The sequence below is a fragment of the Janthinobacterium sp. B9-8 genome (genome assembly GCF_000969645.2).
In the GTDB taxonomy this organism is placed as follows: Bacteria; Pseudomonadota; Gammaproteobacteria; order Burkholderiales; family Chitinibacteraceae; genus Iodobacter.
On sequence record NZ_CP014222.1, the window covers coordinates 4,017,483 to 4,036,926 of the forward strand.

Sequence of the window (19,444 nt, forward strand, 5' to 3'; positions counted from 1 at the left end):
CTCTCTATACTTGGTGTAAGAAAAACAGCTGGGTATTTGTGATCTTGGCTTAAGCCATTGTTTGGCTTTGATGTTAAGCCATCAATAAATCCAGCGTATTATAAGGCTTAAGCTATTGAGCCGTTGTGTTTAATGTGTCAGCTTAGATCTAGATATCTGCTCATAAAAAGCGTTACTTGCGCTGCCCGCTGTAAAGAATAAACCAGACTCGAGCAAGTAGCTCGTGCTGGTCTCAAAAGGAAACCACACCATGCGCCTGATTTTACTTAGCCTATTAGTAAGTAGCTCTGTCTACGCAGCTCAACCTAGCGACGTGCCGCCTCCATTACCTGCCACAGAAAGCGAGGGCAAAGTGCTGGAAGCGCCGGAAGTGCGCGTGATTGAAAAATCAGATGCAACGATTGCTGAGTATCGCTTGCGAGGAAAACTTTATATGGTGAAAGTAACGCCAAAAGTTGGCCCCCCTTATTTCCTGATAGATAAGGAAGGGCAGGGGCGTTTTGATCGTAGCGATGATTTGGGTGGTAGTAATTTATCTGTGCCACGTTGGGTTATTTTTGAATTTTGAGTTGAATCTATGTCCGTTTTTACTACCGTGACTGCGGAAGACCTCGGTCCCTTCCTGAAGCGTTACTCCATTGGCAGCTTGCTGGAGCTTAAAGGTATTGCCGCTGGCATTACTAATACCAATTACTTTGTAACAACGACGCACGGTCGTTATGTGCTGACATTATTTGAAAATCTGGCTGCGGATGAATTGCCTTTTTATGTCAATTTAATGGCCCATCTCGCTCATCATGGCATTGCCGTGGCCGCGCCGATTGCTAATCTGGATGATCAATATGTGGATGTGCTGAATGGCCGCCCAACATTGTTAGTGCAATGCGTGCCCGGCACGGTGGTAGACGAGCCGAATGCAACGCAATGCGCCGAAGTTGGGGAAATGCTGGCGCAAATGCATTTGGCGGCACGTAGCTATCGCGGGCAAATGAGTAATCCACGTGGCGCCGATTGGTGGAATGCAACTGCGCCACAATTATTTGATTTGATGGATAAGGCTGATGCAGAGCAGCTGCGGGCTGAGCTGAGCTTGCAAGCTGAGCATCATTTTGATGGCCTGCCGCAGGGCGTGATCCATGCTGATTTGTTCAGAGATAACGTGTTATTAAATGGCGATCATGTGGGTGGTTTTATTGATTTTTACTACGCATGTAATGACACCTTGTTGTATGACTTGGCAATTACACTGAACGATTGGTGTGTTACAGAATCTGGAGATATTGATCCGGGGCGTGCCAGTGCTTTATTGCAAGGCTATCAAGCGGTTCGCACACTACAAGCCGACGAAATTGCGGCTTGGCCCGTGTTATTGCGTGCTGCAGCACTGCGTTTCTGGGTTTCCCGCTTGTATGATTTTCATAAGCCCGCAGCAGGCGAAATGACCTTTGCTAAAGATCCACTGCATTTCCAGCGGGTGATTAGCGCGCATGCAGAACGTCAGGATTTCTGGCTGTGAAGATTTTTCTTGATGAGCTGAATTATTTATTGGATGCCGCTGGGGTTTTAACAGGTAAGGATACGGCGGCTTATTGTTTAGATCAGCGTCGCCGTTATCAGGGGGCTGCACTGGCTGTGGCAAGGCCGCGCTCCAGCACTGAAGTGGCTGCTGTCGTTCAATTGTGTGCCCGGCATGGTGTGGCGATTGTTCCTCAGGGAGGCAATACCAGCTTATGCGGTGGAGCAACGCCTGATGCTTCGGGTGCGGCACTGATTTTATCGCTGGAGCGGATGAATCAGGTACTGGAAGTTGATGCAGATAACAACACCATTACGGTTGAAGCAGGGGCCGTTCTGGCCGATGTGCAGGCGGCGGCAAGGGCGGCGAATCGTCTGTTTCCGGCTGAATGGGCCGCTGCTGGTTCTTGCCGGATTGGTGGTGCTTTGGCAACCAATGCTGGCGGCGTTAATGTTTTGCGTTACGGCAATATGCGTGAGCTGACGTTGGGCTTGGAGGTGGTGCTGGCCAGTGGCGAAATCTGGAATGGTTTGCGAGGTTTAAGAAAAGACAATACAGGCTATGATTTAAAGCAGCTGTTTGTAGGATCAGAAGGCACATTGGGCGTGATTACCCGGGCTGTGTTGCGGCTTTATCCTCTGCCAACGGCGCATGCAACGGCACTTGTGGCGGTGGATGATCCTACCGCAGCGGTGGATCTGCTGCGTGGAGTGCAAGCCGCAGTAGGAGATAGGGTGACGTCTTTTGAGTTGATCTCCCGGCCCTGTTTTGAATTATTGGCTAAACAATGCCCGAATTTGCCTCACCCTTTTAGCCCTTTGCCTGAGTGGGCGGTGCTGGTGGAGTTATCAGATGGCGGGGATAGTCATGTACTGACAGATCAGCTTGCTGAAGTTTTACATATTATGGGCTGCGATCATGCTTTGCTTGCGCAAAATAGCAGGCAAGCCAAGGATTTCTGGCGGTTGAGGGAGCATATCCCCGAAGCGCAACGCAGAGAGGGTGTAAGTATCAAGCATGATATTAGTGTGCCAGTGGGAAATATCCCGGCATTTCTAAATGAATGCGGGCATCAATTGCAATTGGCATTTAATGATGCGGTAATTATTGCTTTTGGACATTTAGGCGATGGCAATTTACATTACAACGTTTTTCGCACAGATAAAACGTCTGCTTTATATGCAGATGAGCCTATGGTCAATGATATTGTTTATTCATGTGTTGCAGATCACAATGGCAGTATCAGTGCAGAACATGGAATTGGGCAATTAAAACGCCATCATTTAGTTAAATATAGAAATCCTTTAGAATTAGCGCTGATGCAACAAATAAAGCAAGTGTTTGATCCAGCGCAAATAATGAACCCAGGTAAAGTATTTATCGATTAGATATTATGTAATCATTTTCTTATATATTAAGTTTCGGTCTATTGTGTATATGAATTAACTTACATTATGCGTAGAATTACTTTTCATAACTACTAAAATGAATCAGGCATGAGCGAGTCCAATCCCAGCCATTTTAAAGCGACTGAGCGTCCTGACTGGCGTGTGGGTGAACATCAGAGTCGTTTTGATCCCCTTCTAGATTGTTTAGCCGAGCTAACACGCATTCATGGCAGTCCGTGGACCTGTGAGGCTTTGTCCGCAGGTTTGCCGCTGACAGATAATTTATTGTCGCCTTCCCTCGTGCCGCGTGCTGCGGCCCGGGCGGGTTTGTCTGCCCGCGTGGTGCGCCGTTCCTTACAGGAACTACCTACCAGTCTGTTCCCTGTTATTTTGTTATTAAAAGATCGTGGTGCTTGCTTATTGCTAGAGTGGGCCGAAGCAGGACTGGCCCGCGTTTGCTTTCCGGAAACGGGTGAATCCTCTGAGCTGATTGATGCAGAAACATTGGCCGAATCGCATAACGGGATTGTTATTTTTGTCCGGCCTAAATTCAGGTTTGAAACGCGCGCACCCGAGCATGGCTCGGTGCGTAGCCGTCACTGGTTTTGGGGGGTGGTGCAGGATAACTGGCGCTTATATCGTGATGCCCTGCTGGCCGCTTTGCTGATTAATCTTTTGGCTTTGGCTATGCCGCTGTTTTCCATGAACGTATACGACCGAGTGGTCCCCAATCATGCACTGGAAACGCTGTGGGTGTTGGCGATTGGCGCATTGGCCGTATTGTGCTTTGATTTTATTTTGCGAACGATTCGCGGCCATATTATTGATGTGGCATCCAAGCGCATTGATGTCACCTTATCTGCCTTGATCATGGAGCGGGTCTTGGGTCTGCGTATGGAGGCACGTCCTGCATCGGTGGGCTCATTTGTGGCTAATTTGCGGGCGTTTGAATCGGTGCGTGATTTCATCGCCTCGGCGTCGATTACCACCTTGGTTGATTTACCTTTTGTGCTCATTTTCTTGCTGGTTATGGTGTGGATTTCACCGTGGCTGGCGGTGCCTGCCATGGTAGGGATTGTGTTAGTGGTGGTGTTTACGCTGCTTGCCCAAGACAAAATGCAGGAGATGGTTGAGCTTACACAGCGCGCATCAGCTCAGCGCAATGCCACCTTGGTTGAAGGCTTGGTGGGGATTGAAACAATTAAGGTGATGGGGGCAGAAAGTGAGTTTCAGCGCCGCTGGGAGCGTTCAACGCATTTTCTGGCGCAAGTAGGCTCAAAACTTAAATTGCTTTCATCAACCACGGTTAACTTTGCTTCGCTGATTAGCCAGTTGGTGAGCGTAGTGGTGATTATTGTGGGGGTGTATTTACTCACCGAAAATATGGTGACGATGGGGGGGATTATCGCCGCTTCTATGTTGTCGGGTCGGGCCTTAGCGCCGCTTGGGCAAGTGGCGGGTTTGCTAATGCAGTACCAAAATGCACGCACTTCCCTGGCTGGTATTGAATCGCATATGAAGTTGCCGGTTGAGCGGCCGGCAGACAGTAATTTCTTGCACCGTGAATCGTTCCGGGGGGATATCGAGTTTAAAAATGTCAGCTTTGGTTATGCCGGTAGCGATGAAAAAGTACTTAATAATGTGTCGTTTAAATTAAAAGCCGGTGAAAAAATGGCCATTATTGGCCGGATTGGTTCGGGTAAAACTACGATAGAAAAACTGATTCTTGGCCTTTATTACCCTACAGAAGGCGCCGTGCTGATTGATGGTGTGGACACCCGGCAAATCGATCCGGCAGAGCTGCGTCGTGCCATCGGCCATGTGCCGCAAGAGCCCATCTTGTTTTACGGCACTTTGCGCCAGAATATTGCGATGGGTGCACCGTTTGCAGATGATGCCAGTATTTTGGCCGCTGCTGAGCTGGCCGGGGTGAAGGAGTTTTCAGATCTGCACCCGCGTGGCTTTGATATGCTGATTGCCGAGCGGGGAGACTCCTTATCGGGCGGGCAGCGGCAAACGGTTTCTATTGCTCGTGCCATGTTGAATGATCCACCGATGTTGTTGCTTGATGAGCCAACCAGTGCCATGGATCATTTGTCTGAAGAAAAACTAAAAGCGCGCTTAAAAGCATATGTGATGCAAAAAACACTGCTACTGGTGACGCACCGTACCTCGCTGCTTGATTTAGTCGATCGTTTGATTGTGTTAGACCAAGGCCAGGTGGTGGCAGATGGGCCTAAGGCACAGGTGATTGAGGCGTTGCAGCAGGGCAGAATAGGTAGGACCAGCTGATGATGCAGATTGAAAGCACAAAGCCCGGTTTTTGGAAAAAAAACTGGCAAAAAGTAGTGAGCCAAAGTTCGTATTGGTTTGATCGCTATCTGTTTCGGGGTGAATCCGACACGATGGTCGATCACAGCGATTTTGTGGCCGATGCCGATTGGGTCATTGTTGAGCAAAGTCCTCGCGGAGCCAGAGTTTTAGTCTGGACTTCGGCATTTACCGTGCTGGTTGTGCTGCTCTGGGCTGGCTTTGCAAAAGTTGATGAAGTAACGCGTGGCGAAGGCAAGGTGATTCCTTCACGGCAGATTCAGGTGATTCAAAGCCTAGATGGCGGGATTGTTAAGGAGATTTTAGTCAGAGAAGGCCAGCAGGTAAAAATGGGGCAATTACTGGTGACGATTGATCCAACACGCTTTGTGTCATCACTTAAAGAAAATCGTGCGCAATATTTATCTTTGAAAGCCAAGGCTGCGCGTCTTGAGGCTTTGTCTTCTGGTTTGCCCTTTATTGTTCCTGCCGAAGTACAAGCCGAATCGCCTGAGATTGTGATTCAGGAGCGGGGCTTGTATGAATCCCGCAAGGCTGAAATGAATGCTCTGATCAGCGGTGCACAGCAGCAGCTGGTGCAGCGTGGGCAAGAGCTGAATGAAGCGCGTGCAAGGCGTGAGCAAGCAGGGCAGGGCTATGCGCTCACTTTGCGTGAACTGGAAGCCACCAAGCCGCTGCTGAAAAGTGGCGCGGTGTCTGATGTGGAAGTCTTACGCTTAGAGCGTGATGTATCGCGTTATTTGGGTGAGCGAGATTCCGCAGGATCACAAATTCCACGTATTCAATCGGCAATGAGCGAGGCAGGCAGCAAAATTCGTGAAGTAGAGCTGACGTTCAGAAATCAGGCTCGCTCAGAATTAGGTGAAACAGTCGGCAAGCTCAACAGTCTGACCGAAGGCAGCGTGGCCTTGGCTGATCGGGTAAAGCAATCTGAAATCCGCTCTCCCGTAAATGGCACGGTGAAGCAGTTGCAAGTAAATACCGTGGGTGGAGTGGTGCAACCGGGTAAGGATATTATTGAAGTTGTGCCAGGCGATGACGCGCTATTACTGGAAGCTCGTATCTTGCCGAAAGATATCGCCTTTTTGCGGCCTGGCGCGCCAGCAATTGTGAAGTTTACTGCCTATGATTTCTCTATCTATGGCGGGCTTGATGCAAAGCTGGAACACATTAGTGCAGATACCGTGGTGGATGAAAAAGGGAACGCTTTTTATATTGTAAAAGTAAGAACGAATGCCAGTTTTTTGAAGGCTGGGGATAAAAAGCTACCCATTATTCCGGGTATGGTGGCCGAAGTTGATATTCTGACTGGTAAAAAAACGGTGCTGTCTTATCTGTTGAAACCGGTACTCCGAGCAAAATCTAATGCGTTGACTGAGCGATGAACTTCTCTATTTTAACTGCCGATGACTCCTTGTTTGCTCATATTCAGCAAGGCACTCAACAAGATTTTTTGAGGTTGGATGCTTTATCTGCGTTAAATCAGGTATCAGATCGTGTGGTGCTGGTTGATTTGGCCAAACCCGGCTTGCCTGTGCTGAGCGATATTATTTGGCTGACCTACACTTTATCTAATCAGGTTATTTTTTTAAGCTCAACACCAAGCGATGCTGAGCATTTGGCGGCATTAACGGCTGGTGCTCGTGGTTACTGTCATGCTTATGCTTCGAGTGAATCTCTTCAAGCTATTTTGAGCGTCGTGATTGCAGGAGGAGTATGGGCTGGCCCTGCTATTTTGCAGGCGCTGATTAGATCAATGAATAAGTTGTTTGTGCCTAAAGATACTCAAGCTTGGATGGCGCCCTTAACTGCCAGAGAGCGCGAAGTGGCGCAGCTTGCATCCAATGGCAGCGTTAATAAAGATATTGCCCGTGAATTAGGCATTACCGAAAGGACGGTTAAGTTTCACCTCAGCCTGATTTTTGAAAAACTAAATGTGAGTGATCGCTTGCAACTTGCATTGTTGGCGAAAGGAATACGCTAAGTGCTTGATGTCGCAGCGTAAGTCACACAGAAAGGCCCCGTTGATACGGGGCCTTTTTCTGATCGGCGGCATATGCCGCTGTACTTAGGTACAGTAGGAATTCAATTGTTATGGGACTAGCCTGAAGCCTAACTTATTCAATGGTTGAGCGATCATGGCCGAGCAAATTAGTGTAAGCAAACCTCATGCTACTGTTGTCAATATCAATGGCAGTGCTTTTTTGAGGGATGCAACAGGGAAGTCTGTGCCTTTAAAAGAAGGCCAACAATTGAATGAGAATGAAATCTTTGTTACCTCGGCCGATGGGCGAGTGCAGCTACTGATGCCTAATGGCGAGCTGCTCGAAATTGGCGGAGACCGAACAGTACAAATTGATGCCCAAATGCTGGGTAGCGCACCGGTCGATGCGGCTTCGGCAGCGATTGCTGATCTGAATGCTTCAACTGATCAAATTGCTGCAGCTATCGCTAGCGGTCAGGATTTAAGTACAGAATTAGAAGCAACCGCGGCGGGCTTGGCAGGTGGAGCGGGTGTTGAGGATGGGCACTCCTTTGTGCAATTAGGCCGGATTACGGAAGGCGTTGATCCACTGGCTTTTAACTTTGCCGGGTCTAATTTAGGCACGCTTGATTTACCTCTGATTACAGCCTTGCCAGTTCAAGCCAGCCCAAACCCGGCTGTCTTGGGGCCAGACAATGTGAGTGGTGCAGAAGGTGCTGTTATTGCAGGTAATGTACTAAGCAATGACGCAGACGCTGATGGCCCGCTTACCGTGACAGGCTTTACTGTGGTTGGTCTGGCAGAAGTATTTACTGCCAGCCAGTTAGCCAGCATTCCCAATGTGGGCAGCGTGGTTATCGCACCCAATGGCGATTTCACCTTTACACCGCTTACTAATTACAACGGCCCTGTACCTGTGATTACCTACAGTGTTGTGGATCCGGTGGGTGGAACAGGCAGCAGCACATTAACGTTGACCATCACGCCGGTTGATGATCCGGCTAATTTACAAGCGGATAGTGCAACCGTGCTCGAAGACACGCCTGCTACAGGTAATGTGCTGAGCAACGATAGCGATCCTGATGGCGCTTTAACCGTTACAGGTTTCACCATTGCAGGCCTGCCTAATGTATTCACTGCTGGCCAGCCTGCTCTTATTCCCAATGTTGGCACACTGACTATTGCCCCCAATGGTGATTACACCTTTACCCCTGTTAATAACTTCAACGGCCCAGTGCCTGTTGTTACCTACAATGTGCTTGATCCTCAGGGAGGTACGGGCAGCAGCACCCTAACGCTGACCGTTACACCGGTTGATGATCCGGCTAATTTACAAGCAGATAGCGCAACCGTGCTCGAAGACACACCTGCCACAGGTAATGTGCTGAGCAACGATAGCGATCCTGATGGCGCTTTAACCGTTACAGGCTTCACTATTGCAGGCTTGCCAGATACATTCACGACTGGTCAGCCCGCCCTTATCCCTAATGTTGGCACGCTGATTATTGCCCCTAATGGTGATTACACCTTCACCCCGGCCAATAACTACAACGGCCCTGTGCCTGTGATTACCTATAACGTTGTCGATCCATTGGGAGGTACAGGCAGCAGCACCCTAACGATTGCCATTACACCAGTAGATGATCCAGTTATTAGCCAAATCGAAGTGGGCACACCAGGCGTGGCGGATGACAATGTGGTTGAAGGCAATAATCTGGTCTTCAATGTCACATTGAGCACGGCAACGACCAAGGTTGAAACGTACGCCTTCAATCTTGGCGGTGGTTCTGCATCAACCGCTGACTACGGCACAGCCACCTTTAGCAATGGCGTGACTTACAACGCCACTACAGGCTTGATCACCGTCCCGGCAGGCGTAACGGGCTTCGCCGTCACCTTGCCAACGGTTGATGACGCCTTAGTTGAAATCACTCCAGAAACAGTACCTCTAACTATCGGTGGCGTTTCAGCCACCGGCGGCATTCTGGATAACGACAGCCCAGCCATTACCGGCATCGAAGTGGGTAATCCGGGTGTGGCGGATGACAATGTAGTTGAAGGCAATAACCTGGTCTTCAATGTCACATTGAGTACTGCAACGACCAAGGTTGAAACGTACGCCTTCAATCTTGGTGGTGGCTCAGCATCAACCGCTGACTACGGTACCGCCACCTTCAGTAACGGTGTGACTTATAACGCCACAACGGGTTTGATCACTGTTCCGGCAGGCGTAACGGGTTTCGCCGTCACCTTGCCAACGGTTGATGATGCGCTGGTTGAAGCCTCTCCAGAAACCGTGCCATTAACCATCGGTGGCGTTTCAGCCACCGGCGGCATTCTGGATAACGACAGCCCAGCCATTACCGGCATCGAAGTGGGTAATCCCGGCGTGGCGGACGATAACGTCGTTGAAGGCAACAATCTGGTCTTCAACGTTACGCTGAGCACCGCAACAACAAAATCAGAAACCTATGCGTTTAATTTAGGCGGAGGCTCTGCATCTACAGCAGATTACGGCACAGCCACCTTTAGCAACGGTGTGACTTATAACGCTACTACAGGCCTGATTACCGTTCCGGCGGGTGTCACTGGCTTTGCCGTGACTCTACCAACGGTTGATGATGCACTGGTTGAAGCCTCTCCAGAAACCGTGCCATTAACCATCGGTGGCGTTTCAGCCACCGGCGGCATTCTGGATAACGACAGCCCAGCCATTACCGGCATCGAAGTCGGCAATCCGGGTGTAGCGGACGATAACGTCGTTGAAGGCAATAATCTGATCTTCAATGTCACATTGAGCACTGCAACGACCAAGGTTGAGACCTACGCCTTCAATCTCGGCGGCGGCTCAGCATCAACCGCTGACTACGGCACAGCAACCTTCAGCAATGGCGTCACTTACAACGCCACAACGGGTTTGATTACCGTTCCGGCTGGAGTGACAAATTTCGCAGTGACCTTGCCAACAGTTGATGACGCCTTAGTTGAAATTACACCAGAAACAGTTCCACTAACTATCGGTGGAGTAAGCGCCACCGGCGGCATTCTGGATAACGACAGCCCAGCCATTACCGGCATTGAAGTGGGTAATCCGGGTGTAGCGGACGACAATGTGGTTGAAGGCAATAATCTGGTCTTCAATGTCACATTGAGTACTGCAACGACCAAGGTTGAAACGTACGCCTTCAATCTTGGCGGCGGTTCTGCATCAACCGCTGATTACGGCACAGCCACCTTTAGCAATGGCGTGACTTACAACGCCACAACGGGTTTGATCACTGTTCCGGCAGGCGTAACGGGCTTCGCCGTCACTTTGCCAACGGTTGATGATGCCTTGGTTGAAATTACACCAGAAACAGTTCCACTAACTATCGGTGGAGTAAGCGCCACCGGCGGCATTCTGGATAACGACAGCCCAGCCATTACCGGCATCGAAGTCGGTAATCCGGGTGTGGCGGACGACAATGTGGTTGAAGGCAATAATCTGGTCTTCAACGTGACCCTCAGCACTGCAACGACCAAGGTTGAAACGTACGCCTTCAATCTTGGCGGTGGCTCAGCATCTACAGCAGATTACGGCACAGCCACCTTTAGCAATGGCGTGACTTACAACGCCACTACAGGCTTGATCACCGTCCCGGCAGGCGTAACGGGCTTCGCCGTCACCTTGCCAACGGTTGATGACGCCTTAGTTGAAATCACTCCAGAAACAGTACCTCTAACTATCGGTGGCGTTTCAGCCACCGGCGGCATTCTGGATAACGACAGCCCAGCCATTACCGGCATCGAAGTGGGTAATCCGGGTGTGGCGGATGACAATGTAGTTGAAGGCAATAACCTGGTCTTCAATGTCACATTGAGTACTGCAACGACCAAGGTTGAAACGTACGCCTTCAATCTTGGTGGTGGCTCAGCATCAACCGCTGACTACGGCACAGCAACCTTTAGTAACGGCGTCACTTACAACGCCACAACGGGTTTGATCACTGTTCCGGCAGGCGTAACGGGTTTCGCCGTCACCTTGCCAACGGTTGATGATGCGCTGGTTGAAGCCTCTCCAGAAACCGTGCCATTAACCATCGGTGGCGTTTCAGCCACCGGCGGCATTCTGGATAACGACAGCCCAGCCATTACCGGCATCGAAGTGGGTAATCCCGGCGTGGCGGACGTTAACGTCGTTGAAGGCAACAATCTGGTCTTCAACGTTACGCTGAGCACCGCAACAACAAAATCAGAAACCTATGCGTTTAATTTAGGCGGAGGCTCTGCATCTACAGCAGATTACGGCACAGCCACCTTTAGCAACGGTGTGACTTATAACGCTACTACAGGCCTGATTACCGTTCCGGCGGGTGTCACTGGCTTTGCCGTGACTCTACCAACGGTTGATGATGCACTGGTTGAAGCCTCTCCAGAAACCGTGCCATTAACCATCGGTGGCGTTTCAGCCACCGGCGGCATTCTGGATAACGACAGCCCAGCCATTACCGGCATCGAAGTCGGCAATCCGGGTGTAGCGGACGATAACGTCGTTGAAGGCAATAATCTGATCTTCAATGTCACATTGAGCACTGCAACGACCAAGGTTGAGACCTACGCCTTCAATCTCGGCGGCGGCTCAGCATCAACCGCTGACTACGGCACAGCAACCTTCAGCAATGGCGTCACTTACAACGCCACAACGGGTTTGATTACCGTTCCGGCTGGAGTGACAAATTTCGCAGTGACCTTGCCAACAGTTGATGACGCCTTAGTTGAAATTACACCAGAAACAGTTCCACTAACTATCGGTGGAGTAAGCGCCACCGGCGGCATTCTGGATAACGACAGCCCAGCCATTACCGGCATTGAAGTGGGTAATCCGGGTGTAGCGGACGACAATGTGGTTGAAGGCAATAATCTGGTCTTCAATGTCACATTGAGTACTGCAACGACCAAGGTTGAAACGTACGCCTTCAATCTTGGCGGCGGTTCTGCATCAACCGCTGATTACGGCACAGCCACCTTTAGCAATGGCGTGACTTACAACGCCACAACGGGTTTGATCACTGTTCCGGCAGGCGTAACGGGCTTCGCCGTCACTTTGCCAACGGTTGATGATGCCTTGGTTGAAATTACACCAGAAACAGTTCCACTAACTATCGGTGGAGTAAGCGCCACCGGCGGCATTCTGGATAACGACAGCCCAGCCATTACCGGCATCGAAGTCGGTAATCCGGGTGTGGCGGACGACAATGTGGTTGAAGGCAATAATCTGGTCTTCAACGTGACCCTCAGCACTGCAACGACCAAGGTTGAAACGTACGCCTTCAATCTTGGCGGTGGCTCAGCATCTACAGCAGATTACGGCACAGCCACCTTTAGCAATGGCGTGACTTACAACGCCACTACAGGCTTGATCACCGTCCCGGCAGGCGTAACGGGCTTCGCCGTCACCTTGCCAACGGTTGATGACGCCTTAGTTGAAATCACTCCAGAAACAGTACCTCTAACTATCGGTGGCGTTTCAGCCACCGGCGGCATTCTGGATAACGACAGCCCAGCCATTACCGGCATCGAAGTGGGTAATCCGGGTGTGGCGGATGACAATGTAGTTGAAGGCAATAACCTGGTCTTCAATGTCACATTGAGTACTGCAACGACCAAGGTTGAAACGTACGCCTTCAATCTTGGTGGTGGCTCAGCATCAACCGCTGACTACGGCACAGCAACCTTTAGTAACGGCGTCACTTACAACGCCACAACGGGTTTGATCACTGTTCCGGCAGGCGTAACGGGCTTCGCCGTCACTTTGCCAACGGTTGATGATGCGCTGGTTGAAATCACTCCGGAAACAGTCCCATTAACCATCGGTGGCGTTTCAGCCACCGGCGGCATTCTGGATAACGACAGCCCAGCCATTACCGGCATCGAAGTGGGTAATCCCGGCGTGGCGGACGATAACGTCGTTGAAGGCAACAATCTGGTCTTCAACGTTACGCTGAGCACCGCAACAACAAAATCAGAAACCTATGCGTTTAATTTAGGCGGAGGCTCTGCATCTACAGCAGATTACGGCACAGCCACCTTTAGCAACGGTGTGACTTATAACGCTACTACAGGCCTGATTACCGTTCCGGCGGGTGTCACTGGCTTTGCCGTGACTCTACCAACGGTTGATGATGCACTGGTTGAAGCCTCTCCAGAAACCGTGCCATTAACCATCGGTGGCGTTTCAGCCACCGGCGGCATTCTGGATAACGACAGCCCAGCCATTACCGGCATCGAAGTCGGCAATCCGGGTGTAGCGGACGATAACGTCGTTGAAGGCAATAATCTGATCTTCAATGTCACATTGAGCACTGCAACGACCAAGGTTGAGACCTACGCCTTCAATCTCGGCGGCGGCTCAGCATCAACCGCTGACTACGGCACAGCAACCTTCAGCAATGGCGTCACTTACAACGCCACAACGGGTTTGATTACCGTTCCGGCTGGAGTGACAAATTTCGCAGTGACCTTGCCAACAGTTGATGACGCCTTAGTTGAAATTACACCAGAAACAGTTCCACTAACTATCGGTGGAGTAAGCGCCACCGGCGGCATTCTGGATAACGACAGCCCAGCCATTACCGGCATTGAAGTGGGTAATCCGGGTGTAGCGGACGACAATGTGGTTGAAGGCAATAATCTGGTCTTCAATGTCACATTGAGTACTGCAACGACCAAGGTTGAAACGTACGCCTTCAATCTTGGCGGCGGTTCTGCATCAACCGCTGATTACGGCACAGCCACCTTTAGCAATGGCGTGACTTACAACGCCACAACGGGTTTGATCACTGTTCCGGCAGGCGTAACGGGCTTCGCCGTCACTTTGCCAACGGTTGATGATGCCTTGGTTGAAATTACACCAGAAACAGTTCCACTAACTATCGGTGGAGTAAGCGCCACCGGCGGCATTCTGGATAACGACAGCCCAGCCATTACCGGCATCGAAGTCGGTAATCCGGGTGTGGCGGACGACAATGTGGTTGAAGGCAATAATCTGGTCTTCAACGTGACCCTCAGCACTGCAACGACCAAGGTTGAAACGTACGCCTTCAATCTTGGCGGTGGCTCAGCATCTACAGCAGATTACGGCACAGCCACCTTTAGCAATGGCGTGACTTACAACGCCACTACAGGCTTGATCACCGTCCCGGCAGGCGTAACGGGCTTCGCCGTCACCTTGCCAACGGTTGATGACGCCTTAGTTGAAATCACTCCAGAAACAGTACCTCTAACTATCGGTGGCGTTTCAGCCACCGGCGGCATTCTGGATAACGACAGCCCAGCCATTACCGGCATCGAAGTGGGTAATCCGGGTGTGGCGGATGACAATGTAGTTGAAGGCAATAACCTGGTCTTCAACGTTACGCTGAGCACCGCAACAACAAAATCAGAAACCTATGCGTTTAATTTAGGCGGAGGCTCTGCATCTACAGCAGATTACGGCACAGCCACCTTTAGCAACGGTGTGACTTATAACGCTACTACAGGCCTGATTACCGTTCCGGCGGGTGTCACTGGCTTTGCCGTGACTCTACCAACGGTTGATGATGCACTGGTTGAAGCCTCTCCAGAAACCGTGCCATTAACCATCGGTGGCGTTTCAGCCACCGGCGGCATTCTGGATAACGACAGCCCAGCCATTACCGGCATCGAAGTCGGCAATCCGGGTGTAGCGGACGATAACGTCGTTGAAGGCAATAATCTGATCTTCAATGTCACATTGAGCACTGCAACGACCAAGGTTGAGACCTACGCCTTCAATCTCGGCGGCGGCTCAGCATCAACCGCTGACTACGGCACAGCAACCTTCAGCAATGGCGTCACTTACAACGCCACAACGGGTTTGATTACCGTTCCGGCTGGAGTGACAAATTTCGCAGTGACCTTGCCAACAGTTGATGACGCCTTAGTTGAAATTACACCAGAAACAGTTCCACTAACTATCGGTGGAGTAAGCGCCACCGGCGGCATTCTGGATAACGACAGCCCAGCCATTACCGGCATTGAAGTGGGTAATCCGGGTGTAGCGGACGACAATGTGGTTGAAGGCAATAATCTGGTCTTCAATGTCACATTGAGTACTGCAACGACCAAGGTTGAAACGTACGCCTTCAATCTTGGCGGCGGTTCTGCATCAACCGCTGATTACGGCACAGCCACCTTTAGCAATGGCGTGACTTACAACGCCACAACGGGTTTGATCACTGTTCCGGCAGGCGTAACGGGCTTCGCCGTCACTTTGCCAACGGTTGATGATGCCTTGGTTGAAATTACACCAGAAACAGTTCCACTAACTATCGGTGGAGTAAGCGCCACCGGCGGCATTCTGGATAACGACAGCCCAGCCATTACCGGCATCGAAGTCGGTAATCCGGGTGTGGCGGACGACAATGTGGTTGAAGGCAATAATCTGGTCTTCAACGTGACCCTCAGCACTGCAACGACCAAGGTTGAAACGTACGCCTTCAATCTTGGCGGCGGCTCAGCATCAACCGCTGACTACGGTACCGCCACCTTCAGTAACGGTGTGACTTATAACGCCACAACGGGTTTGATCACTGTTCCGGCAGGCGTAACGGGTTTCGCCGTCACCTTGCCAACGGTTGATGATGCGCTGGTTGAAGCCTCTCCAGAAACCGTGCCATTAACCATCGGTGGCGTTTCAGCCACCGGCGGCATTCTGGATAACGACAGCCCAGCCATTACCGGCATCGAAGTGGGTAATCCCGGCGTGGCGGACGATAACGTCGTTGAAGGCAACAATCTGGTCTTCAACGTTACGCTGAGCACCGCAACAACAAAATCAGAAACCTATGCGTTTAATTTAGGCGGAGGCTCTGCATCTACAGCAGATTACGGCACAGCCACCTTTAGCAACGGTGTGACTTATAACGCTACTACAGGCCTGATTACCGTTCCGGCGGGTGTCACTGGCTTTGCCGTGACTCTACCAACGGTTGATGATGCACTGGTTGAAGCCTCTCCAGAAACCGTGCCATTAACCATCGGTGGAGTAAGCGCTACGGGTGGGATTTTGGATAATGATTATGCGCCCAATACCAATAATGTTAGCGCATCGGGGATAGAGGATCAGGCTGCACCTATTGCGATTACGCTAGCAGGTACAGATGCCGATGGCACGGTTGCCAGCTTTAGTGTGCTGGGGCTGCCTGCTAATGGCATCTTGTATCGTGATGTGGCTATGACGCAATTGCTGCTTGCCGGTACCGATTTAGCAGCCAGCAGTAACAGCTTAACGGTTTACTTTAAGCCCAATTCAAATTGGAATGGGAGCACCAGTTTTAATTATGCTGCGAAAGATAATACTGGCTTGGTGGATACGTCTCCAGCAACGGCCACGATTAATGTGAGCGGGGTGAATGACGGACCAGCGATTGCCAATGCAAGTGCTACGGTTTCTGAAGAAGGTTTGTTGGGTGGGATTGTTGATACAACTGGCTCGCCAAGCGATACCACAAATAGTGCCGTGCGCACCGGAACGATCGCGATTAGCGATCCGGACAGCCCAGTATTAACAACCTCTTTGATTGCACCAACTGATGTTTTGTCATCGGGTGGGCAAGCCTTGGTCTGGACGGGAAGCGGTACGCAAAATCTGGTGGCAAAAGTTGGGGCTATCACTATTGCCGAAGTTCAGATTGATAATGCGGGCAATTACACCGTCACCCTAAAAGGGCCTATTGATCACCCTGTGAATAGCGTTGAGGACGTGAAGTCATTTAATGTTGGTGTGCAGGTGTCTGATGGTAGCCTGAGCAGCACAGCTATGCTGACGGTGAATGTGGAAGACGATGCACCGGTTGGGCAGAGTAAAACAGCAAATGTTCAGATTCCAAATGTAGATAGCAATTTAATCCTAACGCTTGATGTATCTGGAAGTATGGCTGACCCAAGTGGAATACCAGGCAAAACAAGGCTGCAGGTTGCTAAGGAGGCAATTACTAAGCTGATCGACGATTACGATATCTTAGGTGATGTCAAAGTGATGCTAGTGACGTTTAGCAGCTCTTCAGCGACTCAGCAAAGTGCCGGGCAAACATGGATGAGTGTTAGCGAGGCAAAAGTCATTTTGGACGCTCTCGTTGCTAACGGCGGCACCAATTATGATGCGGCGGTTGGACAGGTGATGGCGCGCTATGACGATGTAGGCAAGATTGCTGGTGCGCAGAATATTGGGTATTTCTTTTCGGATGGTGCACCTAATCCAAGCCTTGGTTTAGATGCGACTGAAGAGCTGGCCTGGACTAGTTTCTTAAACACCAAAGATATTAACTCTCTGGCATTGGGCTTAGGATCAGGTGTGACTGCGACCAATCTGAATCCTATTGCTTACAACGGCACAGGTATCGGGTCTGAGGCAAACGCCATTATCGTTACAGATTTAGCACAACTGCCGCCTATTTTGCGGGACACCATTGTTTTACCAAACTCTGGTGATCTAACAGGTGGTGTGATTTCGGGGGCTTCATCAGGCTTTGGTGCTGATGGCGGCCATATGAATGACATTACGGTTGATGGTGTGAAATACACTTTTGATGTGGCTAATAATTCGATTGTGACAAGCGCTGCGGCAAATAAATACACCTTTGATGCCGTGACTCATCAATTAAAGGTAAATACTTTATTAGGCGGGCAATTTGCCATTGATATGGATGATGGTAAATACACCTACACTCCTCCGGTGCTTAAAACATCTGGCTCCAGTGAAAACATTGGCTTTACCTTAATTGATAATGATGGCGATCTTGATCTGTCTAATAGCCAGCTCACTATTAATGTCCTGCCGCCAGCTCAAGGCAATACACTGCAATTGACTACGTCGACCTCCGCAATTGCCGATGCCAGCCTTGGCCTGCATGGTGAATTCTTTGGATATAACAATGATCCGGATAAAACTGGTGGCATAACATATAACGTGCAAAGCCAAGATAATACGGTAGGTAATCTTGATAATATCAGCGACATTAGCTCGGTTATTAATGGCCGCCAAGGCAGCAATATTGTTGGTACACAAACCGAAGCCAGCGCAGTGGCAAGTGACGCTACGTTTATTGCCGACTCAATTAAATACGGGGTTGCTCCCGCGGTTACAGGCAATTTAGGCACAAATAATTCGGTAACGGCAGGCTCGGCCATTACCACGGGTAATTTGTATAACTTCCTTGGGGCGAATAATGCGGGGGCCGACACCAGTGCCCTTGCCGCAACCAGCAGCTTTGGCAATACCACGGATTCGATTATCCGGATGGTGGGGGGAGCATACTTTGCGGCCGGCACTTACGATATCCGGGTCTGGGCTGATGATGGCTACCGTATTGCAATTGATGGCCAATCGGTATTTGAATTCAATGCCAATCAGCCCCCTACCACACGTGTGCAAACCGGTGTCGCGATTAGCGAAGGAATGCATAGCCTAGAGGTCTTGTATTGGGAACAAGGAGGCAATGCCGCTTTAAAAGTTGAATTTAAACCATCAGGCACTGCGGATAGCGCGTATGTCACGCTGGGGGTTGAAGATATGGCAATCTTCCACGGTACGCAAGCACCTGTGCTGACCGAGCTGCAAGATATTATTGAAGATCCAAGTAATAACGGGCATTACCTGATACGTAGTGGACAGGAAGTCTCTGGGACCAACCTCTCGGATACGATTACTGGCTCAGCAGGGCGCGATATCATTCATGGCGGATCAGCAAATGATGTGATCAATGCCGGAGTAGGGGCTGATCGCTTAGATGGCGGGGCGGGCAGTGATCTGTTAGCGGGGGGCTTAGGTGCAGATACCTTCTCCTGGGCCTTGGCAGATAAAGGGGCAGTGGGTGCTCCTGTGATCGATAAAATCACTGACTTTACTACGGCGAGTTATAGCGCAGGGGGCGATAGGCTTGATTTGAGAGACCTGCTACAGGGGGAAAACCATGCGCTGGCAACCGGCAACCTGACGCAGTATCTGCATTTTGAAAAATCAGGCACTGATACCATTATCCATGTGAGTAGCGCAGGTAGTTATTCTGGGCCATTTAATGCGGGTGCTGATGATCAGCGGATTATTCTGTCCGGCGTTGATTTAACCAGCAATGGCAGCCTAGCAGATGCCGCCATTATTCAAGATCTGCTTAATAAAGGTAAATTAATTACGGATGTGTAATTAAAAGCATCAAGGCCAGCATTGCT

Annotated in this window: 7 protein-coding genes; all 7 read left to right on the forward strand. The window is 50.4% G+C overall.

Annotated features, from left to right (window positions below; genetic code table 11):
• The first annotated feature begins 250 nt into the window (after nt 1-250).
• Entirely contained in the window at nt 251-568 is a 318-nt protein-coding gene (locus tag VN23_RS18135; protein WP_046353825.1) for a DUF2782 domain-containing protein, read from the forward strand.
• Between the two features lie 9 nt (nt 569-577).
• Entirely contained in the window at nt 578-1,516 is a 939-nt protein-coding gene (locus VN23_RS18140; protein WP_046353826.1) for a homoserine kinase, read from the forward strand.
• Nucleotides 1,507-2,904 carry an FAD-binding oxidoreductase gene (locus VN23_RS18145; RefSeq protein WP_197433127.1) on the forward strand — a complete coding sequence of 466 codons (1,398 nt, stop codon included), beginning with the start codon at nt 1,507-1,509 and terminating at the stop codon, nt 2,902-2,904. Before VN23_RS18140 ends, VN23_RS18145 begins: the two co-directional genes overlap by 10 nt.
• Before the next feature lie 108 nt (nt 2,905-3,012).
• Nucleotides 3,013-5,196 (forward strand): type I secretion system permease/ATPase, encoded by a 2,184-nt coding sequence (locus tag VN23_RS18150; protein ID WP_052746827.1) that lies wholly within the window; start codon nt 3,013-3,015, stop codon nt 5,194-5,196.
• Between the two features lie 8 nt (nt 5,197-5,204).
• Nucleotides 5,205-6,620, forward strand: coding sequence for an HlyD family type I secretion periplasmic adaptor subunit (locus VN23_RS18155; protein WP_442905461.1), 1,416 nt, complete (start codon nt 5,205-5,207; stop codon nt 6,618-6,620).
• Nucleotides 6,617-7,219 carry a response regulator transcription factor gene (locus tag VN23_RS18160; protein ID WP_046353828.1) on the forward strand — a complete coding sequence of 201 codons (603 nt, stop codon included), beginning with the start codon at nt 6,617-6,619 and terminating at the stop codon, nt 7,217-7,219. The genes VN23_RS18155 and VN23_RS18160 overlap by 4 nt, the downstream gene beginning before the upstream one ends.
• Before the next feature lie 154 nt (nt 7,220-7,373).
• The gene (locus VN23_RS18165) at nt 7,374-19,418 is read left to right on the forward strand and encodes a retention module-containing protein (RefSeq protein WP_062654934.1); all 12,045 of its coding nucleotides are present in this window, start codon (nt 7,374-7,376) and stop codon (nt 19,416-19,418) included.
• Nucleotides 19,419-19,444 lie beyond the last annotated feature (26 nt).

Bases quoted from the DNA above. Each gene is read 5' to 3' on its own strand.
- VN23_RS18135 (WP_046353825.1), top strand. From the start codon at position 251: ATGCGCCTGATTTTACTTAGCCTATTAGTAAGTAGCTCTGTCTACGCA.
- VN23_RS18140 (WP_046353826.1), top strand. From the start codon at position 578: ATGTCCGTTTTTACTACCGTGACTGCGGAAGACCTCGGTCCCTTCCTG.
- VN23_RS18150 (WP_052746827.1), top strand. From the start codon at position 3,013: ATGAGCGAGTCCAATCCCAGCCATTTTAAAGCGACTGAGCGTCCTGAC.
- VN23_RS18160 (WP_046353828.1), top strand. From the start codon at position 6,617: ATGAACTTCTCTATTTTAACTGCCGATGACTCCTTGTTTGCTCATATT.
- VN23_RS18165 (WP_062654934.1), top strand. From the start codon at position 7,374: ATGGCCGAGCAAATTAGTGTAAGCAAACCTCATGCTACTGTTGTCAAT.